This is a genomic window from Microbispora sp. NBRC 16548 (genome assembly GCF_030268985.1).
Lineage (GTDB): Bacteria > Actinomycetota > Actinomycetes > Streptosporangiales > Streptosporangiaceae > Microbispora > Microbispora catharanthi.
Genome location: NZ_BSSF01000013.1, coordinates 13,561 through 29,423, shown reverse-complemented (window position 1 = coordinate 29,423; position 15,863 = coordinate 13,561). Strand labels below are relative to the sequence as shown.

The 15,863-nt window shown below is 72.7% G+C and carries 15 protein-coding genes; 10 read left to right on the top strand and 5 right to left on the bottom strand.

All coding sequences use genetic code 11. The features are described 5' to 3' along the window. Positions 1 to 14: 14 nt before the first annotated feature. The gene (locus tag QSK36_RS30925) at positions 15 to 464 is read right to left on the bottom strand and encodes a MarR family winged helix-turn-helix transcriptional regulator (protein WP_285784811.1); all 450 of its coding nucleotides are present in this window, start codon (positions 462 to 464) and stop codon (positions 15 to 17) included. A 58-nt stretch (positions 465 to 522) separates the two neighbouring features. Between QSK36_RS30925 and QSK36_RS30920 the strand changes: the two genes are divergently transcribed. Further along, complete coding sequence (locus QSK36_RS30920) at positions 523 to 1,122, top strand: TIGR03086 family metal-binding protein (protein WP_285784810.1); 600 nt, start codon at positions 523 to 525, stop codon at positions 1,120 to 1,122. On the opposite strand, the gene QSK36_RS30915 is transcribed toward QSK36_RS30920, so the two are convergent. Further along, positions 1,098 to 2,531, bottom strand: a complete 1,434-nt coding sequence (locus QSK36_RS30915) for an alpha/beta hydrolase family protein (protein WP_285784809.1) — start codon at positions 2,529 to 2,531, stop codon at positions 1,098 to 1,100. The genes QSK36_RS30920 and QSK36_RS30915 overlap by 25 nt on opposite strands. 79 nt (positions 2,532 to 2,610) lie before the next feature. Here QSK36_RS30915 and QSK36_RS30910 point away from each other — a divergent pair, with 79 nt between their 5' ends. From QSK36_RS30910 to QSK36_RS30890, 5 genes are all read left to right on the top strand, one after another. Beyond that, positions 2,611 to 3,174: an ArsR/SmtB family transcription factor gene (locus QSK36_RS30910; protein WP_285784808.1), complete on the top strand. Its 564-nt coding sequence runs from the start codon at positions 2,611 to 2,613 to the stop codon at positions 3,172 to 3,174. 134 nt (positions 3,175 to 3,308) lie between these two features. Continuing rightward, complete coding sequence (locus tag QSK36_RS30905) at positions 3,309 to 3,743, top strand: nuclear transport factor 2 family protein (protein ID WP_183544806.1); 435 nt, start codon at positions 3,309 to 3,311, stop codon at positions 3,741 to 3,743. 90 nt (positions 3,744 to 3,833) lie between these two features. Next, entirely contained in the window at positions 3,834 to 4,433 is a 600-nt protein-coding gene (locus tag QSK36_RS30900) for an RNA polymerase sigma factor (protein ID WP_285784807.1), read from the top strand. Next, positions 4,426 to 5,400, top strand: a complete 975-nt coding sequence (locus QSK36_RS30895) for a CU044_5270 family protein (RefSeq protein WP_183544804.1) — start codon at positions 4,426 to 4,428, stop codon at positions 5,398 to 5,400. Before QSK36_RS30900 ends, QSK36_RS30895 begins: the two co-directional genes overlap by 8 nt. Before the next feature lie 259 nt (positions 5,401 to 5,659). Next, entirely contained in the window at positions 5,660 to 7,831 is a 2,172-nt protein-coding gene (locus QSK36_RS30890; protein ID WP_285784806.1) for a glycoside hydrolase family 6 protein, read from the top strand. Between the two features lie 14 nt (positions 7,832 to 7,845). Here QSK36_RS30890 and QSK36_RS30885 read toward each other — a convergent pair whose 3' ends face one another. Then, entirely contained in the window at positions 7,846 to 10,263 is a 2,418-nt protein-coding gene (locus tag QSK36_RS30885) for a DUF6185 family protein (protein WP_285784805.1), read from the bottom strand. A gap of 115 nt (positions 10,264 to 10,378) precedes the next feature. Continuing rightward, positions 10,379 to 11,353, bottom strand: coding sequence for a lytic transglycosylase domain-containing protein (locus QSK36_RS30880; RefSeq protein WP_285784804.1), 975 nt, complete (start codon positions 11,351 to 11,353; stop codon positions 10,379 to 10,381). Between the two features lie 167 nt (positions 11,354 to 11,520). Between QSK36_RS30880 and QSK36_RS30875 the strand changes: the two genes are divergently transcribed. From QSK36_RS30875 to QSK36_RS30860, 4 genes are all read left to right on the top strand, one after another. Then, positions 11,521 to 12,648, top strand: coding sequence for a HesA/MoeB/ThiF family protein (locus tag QSK36_RS30875; protein WP_221264624.1), 1,128 nt, complete (start codon positions 11,521 to 11,523; stop codon positions 12,646 to 12,648). 98 nt (positions 12,649 to 12,746) lie between these two features. Then, positions 12,747 to 12,890, top strand: coding sequence for a hypothetical protein (locus QSK36_RS30870; protein WP_182898217.1), 144 nt, complete (start codon positions 12,747 to 12,749; stop codon positions 12,888 to 12,890). Between the two features lie 106 nt (positions 12,891 to 12,996). Continuing rightward, the gene (locus QSK36_RS30865; protein WP_285784803.1) at positions 12,997 to 13,668 is read left to right on the top strand and encodes a DUF6879 family protein; all 672 of its coding nucleotides are present in this window, start codon (positions 12,997 to 12,999) and stop codon (positions 13,666 to 13,668) included. A gap of 21 nt (positions 13,669 to 13,689) precedes the next feature. Next, positions 13,690 to 14,907 (top strand): hypothetical protein, encoded by a 1,218-nt coding sequence (locus tag QSK36_RS30860; protein ID WP_285784802.1) that lies wholly within the window; start codon positions 13,690 to 13,692, stop codon positions 14,905 to 14,907. Here QSK36_RS30860 and QSK36_RS30855 read toward each other — a convergent pair. Then, on the bottom strand, positions 14,892 to 15,776 hold the full coding sequence (locus QSK36_RS30855) for an NAD-dependent epimerase/dehydratase family protein (protein ID WP_285784801.1): 885 nt from the start codon (positions 15,774 to 15,776) through the stop codon (positions 14,892 to 14,894). The two genes, QSK36_RS30860 and QSK36_RS30855, sit on opposite strands and share 16 nt — an antisense overlap. Positions 15,777 to 15,863 lie beyond the last annotated feature (87 nt).

Below are 15,863 nucleotides of genomic sequence, written 5' to 3'. Positions count from 1 at the left end.
CGGATCAACGGGATTTACCGGAACTCCTGCGCGGGCAGGACCGACAGGACCCGCAACACCCGCACGAACGCCTCCCTGTCGTCGTCGGACAGCCGCGACAGAAGCCGCTCCTCCATCAGGCGGATGCCCGCCTGGGCCGCGTCCCGCAGGCGCCGGCCCTCCGGCGTGATGGACAGGAGCCGGACGCGGCGGTCGGCCGGGTCCGGGCTCCGCTCGATCAGCCCTCTGCGCTGGAGGTCGTCCAGGACGCGGATGATGCGTGTCTTGTCCGCGCCGATCGACTCCGCCAGCGCGGCCTGCGTGCGCACCGGCCGCTCGTCCAGGCCCAGAAGCACGGCGTACGCCCACATCGACAGGCCGTGCTCCCGCAGGATCGGCGTCTCGGCGGCCATCAGCGCCCTGGTCAGGGGGGCCGCCATCGCGGCGAGATCGGGGCGGTCGGGCATGCCCCACAGCTTAGACATTGACAGAAAATAAGCGGACGCATATCGTCTGCACTCGCCTACGAAAACTGGAGGAGAGATGGACATCCGGGAGTTGGACCGGCGGGCCGTGCAGGCGAGCGTCGAAGTGGTGGCAGAGGTGCGTCCCGGCGATCTGGAGCGGCCGACGCCCTGTGCGGGCTGGACCCTGGCCGACCTGCTCGCGCACATGACCGCCCAGCACCTCGGCTTCGCCGCCGCGGCGGAGGGTCGCGGGGCCGACCCCGACGTGTGGCGGGAGCGGCCCGCCCCCGACCCCGTCTGGGCCTACGCCGCGGCGGCCGAGCGCGTCATCGCCGCGTTCGCGGCCGAGGGGGTGCTCGACCGCGGGTTCGTCCTCCCCGAAGTGGGGGTGGACGCGCCGTTCCCGGCCGTGCACGCCATGGGCTTCCACTTCATCGACTATCTGGTCCACGGGTGGGACGTCGCCCGCGCACTGGGGATCGCCTATGATCCCGACCCCGACCTGGCCGAGGCCGCCTGGCCGATCGCCCTGGCGGTGCCGGACGGCGACTACCGCGAGAGGCCGGGCGCCGCCTTCGCGCCGAGCGTGCCGGCCGCCCCGGAGGCCTCCCGCTTCGACCAGATCCTCGCCCGCCTCGGCCGGACCCCCGCTCACGGGAGCAGCAGGCCCCAGTAGAGGGACCACGGGAGGAACACGGCGCCGCCGGCGAGCAGGAGCCCGAGACGGACCCGCTCGCCCCTCGTCCCAGCCCGCCGCCACGCCCGGACGGTCCGTACGGAGGCGGCCACCGTGGTCAGCGCCAGGGCCTGCAGGGCCAGCCAGACGACCGGACGGCCGAGCAGCACCGGCCCCGGCGCGGCCAGCTTGCCTCCGGTCATGAGCAGGTAGAACAGGAAAGCGAACGACCCGAGCACCGCCACCAGTCCGGCGGCGCCGAGCACACGCGGCGCGGCCGGCAGGGCCGTACGGGACCGCCCGCGCAGCCGGCGGACGAGGGCCGTCACCGGGTAGGCGGCGAACGCGGCGATCATCAGCAGCATCGCGGCCAGCTGCACCGGGGCCGACTCCCACGGCGCCGGACGGTCCACCGGCACGGTGGGCGTCGCCTGCTCGGGCGCGGGACCCGAGATGCTCGACAGCGGCGGCCGCCCCGAGACGACCTCCCGGACCCAGGTGCCGACGAGGTCGGCGTACCCGGGCGCGAGGGCGGGAAGCCGGGTGACGCCGCCGTCGGGCGTGAGGTGGGCGGCATGGTCCGCCCCGGGGAAGAACCGGAACGTGTAGTGCCGGTTGCCGCCCTTCTCCAGCGCCCGCGCGAAGATCGGCGGAGTCTCCTTCGGCGGAGTCAGCAGGTCGTGGACGCCCCAGATGGCGAGCACCGGCTGCCGCACGGCGGAGAGGGTCGGCTCGGGGTCGTACCAGGGCTCGGGGAACATGCCGCCGTCCGCGATCACCCGGTAGAGGTTCGGCTCGGCCCGGTCCACCAGCGATCCCGCGACCCCCGCCTTGCGCAGACCCGCGGCGACGGCCCAGGTCTGCTGCCGCAGCGGCGCGAGCGCGTTGGCGCCGACGACCACGACGAACGCGACATCCCGCGAGCGGGAGGCCGCGAGGGGCGCGACCCAGCCGCCCTCGCTGAGCCCCCAGACACCCACCTTCGCCGGATCCACGCCCGGCTGCGACCGCAGCGCGGCCACCGCGCCCAGCGCGTCGTCCGCGAGCGTCGAGTAGGACCGGTGGAAGGTCGAGTAGCCCTCCGACCTCTTGTCGTAGACGAGCACGGACATGCCCCTGCGGGCGAACTCCACGGCCTCGCCCATGAGTTTGGCGCGCGGCGTGCCGCTGCCCGCCCCGTGGACGAGCACCATGCCGGGCCGCCCGGCTGACGCCTTCGCCGGCGACAGCACGGTGCCGTGGAGGGTGAGGCCGCCGCCGCCGGGGAAGCTCACCTCTCTTCCGGTCAGGTCGGCGGGAACGGCGACCACCTCTCCGGCGGCGGGGGACGGCGGGGCGGCGGAGGCGGCCGCCGTGGGGGCCGCCATCAGGGTGAGAACGAGGCCGAGGGCCAGGGCGATTCGACGCATGGTGCCGAAACTAGTCTGCAGAGAAGTCTCGGCAAAGGCTTCTCTGCAGATATCGTTCTGGAGGACTAGGGTGATCCTCATGAAGGACGAGGAGCCGTTCCTGCTCGACGATCCGGCCCGCCTCAAGGCGCTGGCCCACCCCATGCGGCGGCTCATCCTGCGCCACCTCAACATCCACGGGCCCGCGACCTCCACCACGATCGGCGAGCTGCTCGGCGCGAAGACCGGCACGACCAGCTACCACCTGCGCCAGCTCGAGAAATACGGCTTCATCGAGGAGATCCCCGAGCGTTCGGGCGGCCGGGAACGCTGGTGGCGCAGGACCGAGACCCCACGCGACATGCGCGCGCCGACCCCCGCACAGCTCGCCCCCGAGGACCGTCCGGCGCTGGAGGAGTTCCACCGCGTCGGCTTCGAGGAGGATCGGGCGCTCCTGGAGCGCTTCCCCGAGGCCTACCGGCGCGATCCCGACTGGGCCAAGGGCTCGCGCGGGCTCGGCCGGATGACGAAGGAGGAGTTCGCCGAGTTCTTCGACGCCTACGTCGCGCTGCTGCTCAAGTACAGCCACCGGGCGCAGGACGCGCCGCCGGGCGCGCGGCCCCTCTACATACGGATGTTCGCCCTCCCCGCCGACGAGCCCTGAGTCCCCACGGACTCACACGGCCCAGCCTGTGAGCTGGGTTATCGTGAAAATGCTGCCGATGTCCGGGCGTCGCCATGCCGGTCACGGCGCAGGCGCACCAAACGGCCGCTCTCGTCGGGGGAAGGGAACGTCCGATGTCCGAAGTGCTCCGTGCCGTGGACAGGCTGAGACAGGCCATCAACCGCCATGACCTCGACGCCCTGGCGCAGTGCTTCGACGAGCGGGCCGTTCTGGTGGCCCCCGACGGCATCGCCGAGAACCGGGAGGAGATCGCCTCCTACTACGGCGAGTGGATGGATGCGTTCCCCAACATGATGATCACACCGCAATCGGTGACCATGTTCGGGGACACGGTGGCGGCGGAGTTCACGATCAGCGGCACGCACAAGGGGCCGCTGCTCGTCCCCGGCGGGGACGTGCTGGAGGGCACCGGGCGGTCCATCCTCGTGCGCTCGTGCAGCTTCTCCACCGTGGAGGACGGGCTGATTCTCAGCCATCGGCTCTTCTACGACCAACTGGAGATGGCGACCCAGATCGGCGGCTGCCTCTGTTTCGGCGGCGGCTCGTAACGGGCCACCGCTCGAGAAGGCTCCAACCGGCCGCGAACTCATTCCCCCTCATCGGGTGAAAGCGGGTAGCCGGATAGATGGAGCCCCCACGTGATCCCCGAAGCACCACCCGACCGCGTCGACGACGCCGAGCTGATCAGGCGGTCCCGGCGCGACCCCGAGGCCTTCGCGGACCTGTTCGACCGGCACGCCTCAGCCCTGCACCGGTACGTCGCCCGCCGTCTGGGCGCGTCCCTCGCCGACGACGTCGTCTCCGACACCTTCCTGACCGCCTTCCGCAAGCGCGAGCGCTACGACCTGACCCAGCCGGACGCGCGCCCCTGGCTGTACGGCATCGCCGCGAACCTCATCGGACGGCACCGCCGTACGGAGACCCGGTTCTACCGGGCACTGGCGAGGACCGGGGTGGACGAGGTCGCCGAGCCGTACGCCGACCGGGTCGACCAGCGGGTGTCCGCGCAGGGCACGCAGCGCGGCCTGGCCGAGGCGCTGGCCGGGCTGTCGGCGGGCGACCGGGACGTGCTGCTGCTCGTCGCCTGGGCCGACCTCACCTACGAGGAGATCTCCAGGGCCCTGGACATACCCGTCGGGACCGTGCGCTCGCGATTACACCGGGCGCGGACGAAGACCCGCGCGGCGCTCGGCGGCGACAACCCCACCGCGACAAGTGAGGAGCCCCTTCATGGATGACCTGCGACTGCTCCGTGAAATGCGCGCGGAGGTGCCCGAGCCGGGCGCCGAGTGGCTGGTCTCCACCAGGGCACGACTGCTGCGCCGCGTCCGCACCTGGCACCTCCCCCGGTTCGGCCGCCGGCTGCTGCTCGCCGGGACCCTCGGCGGCGCCGCCTCCGTCGTGATCGCCACCCGGCGGGACGAGCCCGGCGTCGTCGCCCGGTCTCCGGTCGTACGGCTCGACTCCGCGACCGTGCTGCGGCAGGCGGCCGAGGTCGCCGAGTCGCGGCCGCGACCGGCCGTGCCCCGGCCGGACCAGTGGCACTACACCAGGACGCTGGACAAGCAGGCCAACGACGATCCCGGCTCGCCCGGCACGACGCAGGAAGGCTGGATCCGCTACGACGGGAAGCAGGCCGCCGGCTACGGAGAGGACGGCCGGATGCACGTCAGCGACGTGCCACCGGACCCCGGCGACGACGACCTGTCCCCCCAGCAGTACGACGCGAAGCTGCGCCGGCTCCCCACGGACCCGGACGACCTGCTGGCCCACGTCAGCGGCGACCGGCACTGGATCGACCTGCCGGTCGAGGAGGGCGTGAAGAAGAACGTCGAGCCCCCGGACGCGCGGGCCTTCCGCGTGATCTTCCTCTACCTCGAACGGCACGTGGTCATGCCGCCGAAGCTTGAGGGCGCGATGTTCCGGGCGCTGATGAAGATCCCCCGTGTCGTGGTCGAGAAGGACGTCGCGGACGCGGCCGGACGGCGCGGCCTGGGGATTCGCTTCGACTGGGGTGGCGATCCGAGCACCCTGAGCTACCACATCCTCGATCCCCGCACCTACCGCTACCTCGGCAGCCGCATGGTGTGGCTGCGCGACGAGTACGTCCAGGGCGATTCCCGGCCCGCCTTCCGGGCGGGCTCGGTGTGGGCGACCGCCCTGCTGGCCTCCGGCATCGTGGACCGGCCCGGCCGGCGGCTCTGACGCGCCGGAGCCGAACCGGGCCCTGCGGCGCGCTGAATATTTCACGGAATTCGGCGCCGACCGGCAGATCTCGTACGGCGTTTCCCGAGGTGCCGCACGATCCCGGCGAATTCGGCACGGAAAGGGATATTTCCACTTCGGCGGATCGTGTACATGAGCCGGGCGATTGCCGAATCTGGGGAGCGTCGGCCCTCACGCGCGAACCGGAACGGGCGCCGGCACGCCAGAGCAGGTCACCTCACCCTGGAGACGATCGCCCATGCCCTTCGGCCACCATCGGTTCGTCCGCAGGATCCTGACGGCCGCCGCGGCGGTCGTCCCCATCGCAGCACCGGCCGTGGCGGGACCGGTCCTGGGCGCGGCGTCCGCCGACGCCGCCGTCACCTGTCAGGTGACCTACGCGAGCACCCAGTGGGGAACGAATTCGGGCGGCTTCACGGCCGGGATCACCGTCAGGAACACCGGCGAAACGCTGACCGGCTGGAAACTGACGTTCACGTTCCCCGGCTCGCAGAAGCTCACGCAGGGCTGGTCGGCCCGGTGGACCCAGCTGGCCGACCACGTCACCGCCCAGAACGAGGCATGGAACGGCACGGTGGCGTCCGGCGGGTCCCTGCAGCTCGGATTCAACGGCACCTGGACCGGCAGCAACCCGCCGCCCACGGACTTCGCCTTCAACGGCGTGCCCTGCCAGGTCATCGTGCCGGGCACGTCGCCGAGCCCGTCCGCCAGTCCCAGCACGAGCCCGTCCGCCAGTCCCAGCGCGAGCCCGTCGCCCGGCCCGCTGCGGATCGTCATCGAGCCCAAGACGGTCACCGTGCCCGAGGGAGGCACGGCGAGCGTCCAGGTGTGGCTCAACCGCAGGCCCGAGGGCACGGTGCACATCGGCACCGGCAACGTGTCCGGCGACAAGGACCTGACGATCGTCACCAGCCCGACCTTCACCCCGGACGACTGGAACATCCCGCAGCCCCTCACCGTGGCCGCCGCCGAGGACGACGACGCGGTGAACGGCAGCGCCACCTTCGACACGCGCAGCAGCCAGGCCACCGCGCCCAGCGCCGTGCTGTGGACCGCCACCGAGCAGGACAACGACACCGCGGGCCCGTCACCGAGCCCCAGCCCGAGCATCACGCCGAGCCCGGGCGGGGACGTGCCGGTGGACAACCCGTTCATCGGCGCCAAGGGGTACGTCGACCCCGATTGGGCGGCCGACGTGGAGTCCTCCGCCCTGAAGGTGGACGACGCGACCGCGCAGAAGATGCGCGGCCTGGAGAAGACGCCCACCGCGGTCTGGCTGGACCGGATCGCGGACGTCAGCGGCGGCTCCGGGGTCGCCCGTACGCTGAAGGACCATCTCGACACGGCGGTCGAGCAGGGTGCCGGATACATCACCCTCGTCCTCCACGACCTGCCCGACCGCGACTGCCGGTCGCGCGTCTCCGACGCCGAGCTGCACGAGCAGGAGAACGGCCTCAACCGCTACAAGGCGGAGTTCGTGGACCCCGTCGCCGCCCTCCTGGCCAGGCCCGAGTATCGGAACCTGCGCGTCGCGGCCGTGATCGAGCCGCGGGCCCTGACCGACCTCATCGTGGGAGGGGCCCTGGACACCTATCCGTGTGATCAGGCGGCGGGGTCGGGCGTGTACGTGATGGGCATCCGCTACGCCCTCGACAAGCTGTCGCCCCTGCCCAACGTCTACACCTACCTGGACGCGGGCACAGCGGGATGGGCCGGCTGGGAGACGAACTCCACCGCGCTCGTGACCTCCATCACCGAGACCGCGCGCGGCACGACGGCGGGCCTGAACAGCCTCGACGGCATCGCCACGAACGTCGCGGACTACGTCCCCCTCGAGGAGCCCTTCCTGACCGGCCCCGACCAGACCGTGGCCGGCCAGCCGATCAAGCAGAGCAGGTTCATCGACTGGAACCCCTACCTGAACGAACGGGACTACGCCGTCGCGATGCGGAGCGCCCTGATCGCCAAGGGCTTCCCCGGCTCGCTCGGCGTGGTCGTCGACACCTCCCGCAACGGCTGGGGCGGACCGGCCCGGCCCACCGCGGCGAGCACCTCCCTCGATCTCAACACCTTTGTGGACCAGAGCCGCGTCGACCGGCGTCCGTCACGCGCCGCGGAGTGCAACCAGAACGGCGCGGGGCTGGGGGCCCGGCCGGTGGCCGCGCCCGTTCCGGGCGTCGACGCCTACCAGTGGATCAAGCGGCCCGGCGAGTCGGACGGCGTCGGGGGACCGCTCCTGCCCGAGGGCTCCGACCGGCTGATCGACTACAGGTGCGACCCCAAGGGCTCCCTCACACCCTGGTCGAACGGTTTCCGGCCGACCGGCGCCCTCCCCGACGCGCCGCTGGCGGGCGACTGGCACCACGAGCAGTTCGTGATGCTGGTGAAGAACGCCTACCCCGCTCTCTGAGCCCGCGGTGCGTCCTACCTGTCCACGTGCCCCAGCAGCACCTGTGCGTCGGCGCTGATCGGCGCCTGGGCCGAGGTGTCCACCTGTGAGGTGATGTCGATGCCGTTCCTGAGCTGACTCCACAGGCCGAGGACGGCCGCCGCCTGCGCGACGATGAGCGCGATCCCGCTGCCCGCCGTACCGAGCCGGTAGACGACGGCCACGGGGGTGAGCCGCGACGCGAGGCCGCCCGGGCGGGTCTGGAGGGTCCGCGCGTCCATGAGGACGGCGACGACGGTGAGCACCAGGAACAGCAGCAGCACCCGCACGAGCGAGCCGCGCACGGGGGCCTGGCCGATGACGTTGTTGAGCACGGCGTGGGCCCCCGTCGCGGCGGCGTACGCGAGGACCGGCACGACGCCCTTGAGATAGCCGCGCCTGCCGGGCAGGCGACGCCACAGCGCGCCCAGCACGAAGCCCGCCACCGGCCAGATCAGCAACCCGCCGATCAGGTCGCCGGCCAGGCCGTAGAACCCGTTGGGATCGCCGAGCCGGTCGAGCCAGCCGTCGTGCCCCCGGCTGTCGGTGCTCCACGTGGCCCAGATCAGGAAGACGGCGGCGGGCGCGCCGACGTAGGACGCGTACCGGGCGGCGAGCCGCGCGTTCGCCCACCACGACACGCCCGGGCCGCGCGACAGCGCCACGTCGAGCGGGCTGAGCCCGTCCTCCCTGTCGGGATCGAGGCCGATCTCCACGCGGAGCCGGCGGATGCGGTCGACGACCGGCCCGATCTCCTTGGTGTGTTCCTCGTCGTCGGTCTCCCCCGCCGCCCAGCGCCGCCGCAGTCCCTTCTCCCTCGCCTCCAGGTCCCGGTACTCGTCCACGATCATGGCGAGCCGGCGGCGCGACACGCCTGGGTCGGCGACCTCGGCCCGTCGCGTCAGCCGCAGCAGCAGGGGCAGCGCGGCCAGCCCCACGAGCCCGGCGAGCGGAAAGGGCATCCCCGCGTACGTGTTGGACCACCTGATCGTCCCCACGACGAACAGGAACACCAGGAGCCACACGGTGGACGGCCCGATGGAGTCCGTACGCCGCCCGTGCACGCGCAGCAGCAGGAGCAGCAGGAGCACCACCAGCGGCCACATCAGGGAGGAGAGGCCGCGCAGCAGGAAGAAAGGAGACGTCGCCGCGTCCGGCAGGAAGCCCGCGGTCCGCAGCCCGACGACGGCCGCGTGGGCCACGTAAGCGAGGGTCAGCAGTGCGAGGCCCGGGACGCTCCAGCACAGCAGGGCGCGCACGGCGCGCGGTGTCCTGCCCCTGACGCGGGCGGCCCGGACCGCGATCGCCCACGCCGCCCCGGTGAGCAGCAGCGCCGTGGCGACGGCCGACGCGATCCGCAGGGGGTCCGAAGGCTCGTCGCCGAAGGACGGTGCGGCCAGGAGCACCAGCCCGCCGATGACGGCGAGCACCGCGCCGGCGAGCACCGCGCCGCCCCGCCGGAGTCCGGTGCGCGCCAGCCCCCACACCGCCAGGCAGAGCGGCGCCGCCACGACGAGGATCGCCAGCGTGTCCGGCACATGGAACACGCCGGCCAGGAAGAGCGTGCCGGTCAGCGCCCCCACGACCAGCACCGTCTCCACCGCCGTGATCATCGCCAGCGCGCCGAGGGTGATCCGGACGAGGACGCGTTCCTCCCGGTCGGCCGAACGCCGGCGGAGCAGCACGAGCAGCCCGGCCAGCAGCAGGTAGGGCAGCGCGAAGCCCAGGTAGGTCGCGACCGTGAGCACCTCCTGCCCCCGCAGTTCGCCCCAGCGCTGGAACGCCTCCCGCGCGGACAACGGCAGGGCGACCTCGACGCGCGGCGGGGCGGCGGCGTCCCGCCAGACGTAGGTGCCGCCGGGCAGCACCTCCGACGGCAGGGGCGTCACAGTGCGCACCCGGGACTCCGGCGCCTTGACGGCCACGGTCCGCCAGCGTGCCCCGGCCAGCCCGGGCGGCATGGCCCCGAACGCGGGCAGCAGCGTGACCATCCGGGTTCCACCGGACTCGCGGCTCGACCACAGCCCGGCGGACTCCCCGCCCCCGTGGATGTCGTACAGGTCCAGCCGGCTCTCCTGCGTGCTCTGGACCACCACTTCGGTGTCGTCGGCCGACATCGTGACGCTCGGCGTGCCGCCGTCCGGCAGCAGGCAGCCGACCGCGCTCCCGTCGCCGAGCAGGGCGGCGGCCCCCGCCCAGTCACGGGGGACGCCGACCCGCGTCGTGCTCGTGATCACGGTGGTGTCGTGGCCGCGTTCCGCGACGGTCACGGACGTCTCCACCCAGGGTGAGCGGGGAGGCCCGAACCCGCAGTCGATGTCGTCCGCGAGCGCCGGACGCGGGTTCAGCGCGAGCAGGCCGAGCACCGCCGCGATGAGGATCGCGGCTTCCCGTAGCAGCGCGATGGGCTTCATTCCGGCATCCGTCGTCAGCCGCCGCACAACCGACCTCCCGTACGCGATCGATCCCCCGAAGGATGAGTCGCATGGAAAGCGGCTTTGGTTACGGATTCGGGGTGCCACCCTGTCGTCAGGGGCCGGTCAGGCGGCGCTCGCCCTTCGTCGTGATCACGTAGACCTGCCAGGTGTAGTAGGCGTAGTAGTTCCTGATGTCCCGCTTCATCTGGCGCGCGTGCAGCAGGACCGCGTCGACGTACGCCTGGGAGTGGTTGTAGGCGTACAGCGCGCGCCGGTAGTCGCCGGGCGCGCCCGACGCGTGGAGGTAGTTGGCCGCGGCGAGCAGGGCGTCACCGGTGTCGTCGATGTCGCCGCCCATGCCGTACGCCTTCCAGGTGCCCGGCATGAACTGCATCGGCCCCCTGGCGCCCACGTAGCTCGGCGAGCGCACCCGCCCGAACTTGGTCTCCACGAGCATCACCGCCGCGAGCACCTCCCACTCGACACCGAAGCGGCGCTCGGCGCGCCGGAAATCGGCCAGCAGGGCGTCGGCGGGTTCCGGCGACTCGACCTTGATCTTGATCGGGCCGCTGACGGGATGGGCCAGGGAGAGCAGGTCGCGGATGGCCGTCACGTTGTCCCGCGCCCGCGCGACCATGTCCTTCGGCAGTTTTCCGTAGGTGCGGGACGCGACCGCAGGATTGCGGGCGAGATGGCGGTAGACGCGCTGCTCGTACAGGGACAGCAGGACCACCGGCTCGGGAGCCTCCCCCTTCGCGGGGTCGCCCGTACGCCTCCAGTCGTCGATCGCGTCACGCAGTCGCCCCGCCGTACGGGTGAGGGCGTCGGCCAGCCGCTTCGGGTCCTTGGGGATCGCCTCGTCCGGCGCGGGCAGGTCCTGTGCGGGAGACTCCGGCGTAAGCCCCTCGGGACTCGCGGAGGGCCGTCCCGACGCGGGCAGGGTCACGCTCTCGCGGGGAGCGACCGAGGCGGCCTCGCCCGCCGAGCCTCCGCATCCCGAGAGCGGGACGACCACGGCGGCGAGCGCGGCGGCCAGCATCGTGCGGCGCGGCATCGGCGGTGAGATCACGGCAGGCTGATCGTTCATCAGCACCAACGTATGCCCAGCGGTGACGTTCCATGCCCTCTTCGTGGCGGAGCGGAGCCCCGCGAGAGCCCCCCGAGGAGGCGGGAACGTTTTACGGCCGACCGCTTTTTCCCTGCTGCGGAATTCAGTGTTGACTCGCACAGTTATCGCCCAGTAATCGTCGTCACGTGCGACTGCCCCGCGTGAAATTCGAGCACCGGCCTCACCGATACGAGGACGGCACCATTCGCATCGGCGGCGAGATTTACGGGATCGCCGCCGAAATCGCGGACCCGTACGGCTGGGCGTGGACGGCCCTCACACTGATGGACGGCACCCGTTCTCGCGACGAGATCGCCGAGCGGCTGCGTCTGGCCCATCCGGAGCTGCCGGACCCCCCGTCGATCGTCGAGCAGCTGGCCGCCACCCGATACGTGGAGGACGCCGCGGCGGTGCCGCCCGCCGGGCTGAGCGAGCGCGAACTCGACCGCTACAGCAGGAATCACGCGTTCTTCCGCACGGTCGACGTCGTGCCGCGCGGCCACGGCTGGGAGACCCAGCTCCGGCTGAAGTCCGCGCGGGTCGTGGTGCTCGGCCTGGGCGGCACGGGCTGCCACGCGGCCTGGGCGCTCGCCGCCGTCGGCGTCGGCGCGATCCACTGCGTGGACCCCGACCTGGTCGAGCTGTCCAACCTCAACCGCCAGGTGCTCTACGGCGAGGACGACGTCGGGCGCCCGAAGGCGGAGGCGGCAGTCGCCCGGCTGCGGACCGTCAACTCCGACATCTCCGTCACGGGCGAACGCCGCCACATCGGCAGCAGGCGCGAACTGGACGACCTGATCGCGGGCTACGACGCGCTCGCCCTCTGCGCGGACCGGCCCACCGGGCACGGCATCCGGGTGTGGGCCAACCGCGCCTGCGCCGCCGCGAACATCCCCTGGGCGGGTGGCGGATACAACGGACCGCTGGTCACCGTGGGGTGCTTCGCGCCGGGAGCGGGCGCCTGCTACGAGTGCCTGAGCAGCGGCGAGGAGGCGCGGCGCCGCCCCGGCACGCCCGTGCACCTCGGCGGGCCCGGCGTGATCGCCACCTCGGCGGGCGTGTCCGGCCAGCTCGTCGCCCACGCGCTGCTCGGGCTGCTGACCGGGGTGCCCGTGCCGCCGGTCGGCACCATCCAGGGGGTCAACCTGATCGCCGGGGACCACCACGTGTGGGTCCGGCATCCGCCTCGCCCCGGCTGCCCGGTGTGCGGGACCCGGGCCGGCGGCTCGGAGCACAATTCAATGCGACGAATGACCGAAATCGACGCCGGCTGAATGAGCAAAAGAAAACCTTGACTGTCTCCGGTCAACGGACGAATCTAGAACAGGTTCTCGCGAGAACATCCATGTCCCCTCCCCTTCAAAGGAATCGGATGAACACGAGGAACCGGATGAACACGAACGAGCACGAGACCGAACCCGTCGACGAGGCCGTCGTGCCAGTGAAGACGAAGATCACCATCCGGCTGCTCGACAAGATCGAGACCACGACCAGCAGCAACAGCGTCGGCAACTGAAGAAGCGCCGGTCGCGGCGCGCGGGGGTGCCCCAGGGGTGACGCGGGGCCGCCGCCCGCACGCCGCGACCGACGAGAGCCAGCAGCCGGAACCCAGGGAGGGAAGGGTGGCGAACGCCGGCACCGTCTTCGACGACGTACGGCAGGCCGAGGCGCGGGTCCTGTCCGCCGACGCCTACCAGGCCGAGTTCACCGAGGAGTTCGAGCGGGCCCCCGGCGGGGCGTGGAAGCTCGAACGCGCCCAGGAGTTCTTCGAACCCGACGTGGCGAGCTGGCGGGCGATGATGGCCGGCGACTGGGACGGGTCGCTCGCCCTGCTGGAGGAACTGCGGGAGTTCCTGGTCGGCTACTACCGGACCCGGCCCACGGCCCGCCGGGTCCGCATCGTGGAGACGCCGCTCACCCCCTATCTCCAGTGGGAGCTGCACGTCCTGGCCGTACGGGCGACGGCGGGCGAGCAGCCCCGGGTGCTGCACGCGGACGCCGTGCGGGAGCTGGAGCACCCCGCGCCGCTGCCCGAGATCGTCGTGCTCGGCCCCGCGCTGCTCTACGAGGTGCGGTACGACGAGATCGGCGCACACGTGGGCGCCCGGCGGATCACCGATCCCGCCCTCGTCGGTCCCTGCCTGGCCGCGATCAAGGAACTCCACGGCCGGGGAGAGGACGTGCGGGCGTACGTCGAGCGGGAGGTCGCCCCGCTGCCGCCGCCCGTGATCTCCGAGCGGACGCGCGACCTCCTGCCCGGCTACTCGCACCACACCGGGACCTTCCGCCCCTGACTCCGCGTCTGGAGGCCCACGTTGGGAGAGGCGAGCGTGGTCCGGCTGCGCGACCTCGCGTTCCGGCAGGACGGCTCCCAGTGGATCGTCGGCCGCCCGGACGGGGACGCGTTCGTCGCCGTGCCGTATGAGGGGATGCGGGCCATCAGGCTGCTGTCGGCGGGCGCCACGGTCGAGGAGACGGAACGCCGGCTGCGGGCCGAGACCGGCGCCGATCTCGACGTCCACGGCTTCGTCCGCGCCCTGGGCGAGCTGGGTTTCCTGGACGAGCCCGGCGGACCGGTCGCCCCCGCCGCGCCGCCGACCTTTCCGTGGCTGCGCCCCCGGCACGTGCGGTGGACGCTGCACCCGCTGGTCCACCTGCTGGTCGCCGGCCTGATCGCCGCCGGGATCGCGACGGCGGTCACGCGGTGGGAGACGCTGCCGGGCTGGCGCGACCTGCTGTGGAGCGAGCGCGGCACGCTCGTGCTCGCGTCGCAGATCGCCATCGGCTGGATGCTGGTCTTCCTGCACGAGATGGCCCACCTGTCGACCGCCAGGGCCGCCGGGGTGCCGGGCAGGATCCGGCTCGGCACCCGGCTGCAGTTCCTGGCCGTCCAGACCGAGGTGTCCGGCGTGTGGCTGGCCGCGCGGCGCGTCCGCCTGACGGTCTACCTCGCCGGGATGGCGACGGACGCGGCGGCCTGTTCGGCCGCGCTCCTCCTGACCGCCGTCCTGGGGCGCCACCCCGCGCTCTCGCTGGTCGCGCTGACCTCGCTCGGCATGCTGGCCACGCAGTTCCTCGTGTTCATGCGCACCGACGTCTACTTCCTGCTGCAGGACCTGAGCGGGTGCCGCAACATGTACGGCGACGCCTCCGCCTACGCCCGTCACCTGGCGCTGCGGCTGCTGCGCCGTCCCTCCCCCGACCCGCTCGCCGGGCTGCCGCAGCGGGAGCGCCGCGCCCTCAGGGCCTACGCGGTGCTGCTGGTCGCGGGCACCGCGGCCTGCCTGGGGGTGGCGTTCGCCGTGACGGCGCCGGCGACGCTGACGCTGCTGTGCAGGGCGATAGGCGCGCTGGTCGCCCCCGCCGGCCCGCTCGCCGAACTGGACGCCGCGGCGGTGCTGCTGTCCGCGGTCGCGTTCCAGGTGCTCTGGGCGCGGGCCTGGTGGCGCAGGCACGGACCGCGCGTACGGCGCGCCCTGTGCCTCAGACCGCGCCCGAGAACGGAACGAGCCACCGATCAGGACCGCGCGTAGGAGCCGGTCGTCAGCTCCTCGATCAGTCCGGGCCGCTCCGGAGCCCACCCGAACAGCCGGCGCGCCCGCGAGGCGTCCATCGGCGACGAACGGGTCAGCGCGTCGACGGCCGGCCCCATCGCGGCGACCGCCTGCTCCAGCGTCAGCGACACGGCCTGGGCGCCGGTCAGGCCGGCGACCGCCTCGGCGATCCGCCGGATCGGGGTCCGCTCGGCCGAGGCGGCGTTGACGACGGCACCGGGCTCGCGGTGCTCCAGCGCGGCGACGTACAGCGCCGCGAGGTCGTCGACGTGCACCGACGACCACTCGTTGGCGCCGTCGCCGATGTAGGGCACCATCCCGTTCTGCCGACCGGCGCCGATGAGCCCCTGGAGCAGTCCCGACCCGCCGCGTCCGTAGACCAGCGCCGCCCGGATCACCGTGCCCGCCACGTGGCCGGCCGCCAGGACCTGCCGCTCGCCGAGGACCTTGTAGGGCTGCGGCGACGTCTCCGGGGTGACGGGGTGGTCCTCGTCCACCGTGGCGCCCTGCCGGTCCGGATAGACCAGTCCCGTGCTGGTGTAGACGAACGCGCCACCGTCGTGCAGGCCGTCCAGCAGCGCCGCGAGGGTGTCGCGCTCGATCTCGCCCATATCCGGATCGGCGTAGTCCACGGCGGTGTGGACCACGGCCTCGGCCGCCGCGGCGGCGCCGCGCAGGACGTCGAGGTCCCGCAGGCTCCCGGGCACCGCCTTGGCGCCCAGCCCTTCGACCCGCTCGCGCGCCTTGTCCGAGCGGGCCAGGGCGACCACCTCGTGGCCGGCCCTGACGAGATGCTCGGCCACGACTCCGCCGACGTAGCCGCTCGCACCGGTGATGAAGATCCGCATGATCGTGTGCCTTCCGTGAGGTCGGGTGACCGCGGCGCGTCCGTGTTCGCCGCCGGTCGGTGCCAACCCCACCGTCGCCCCGGGCCG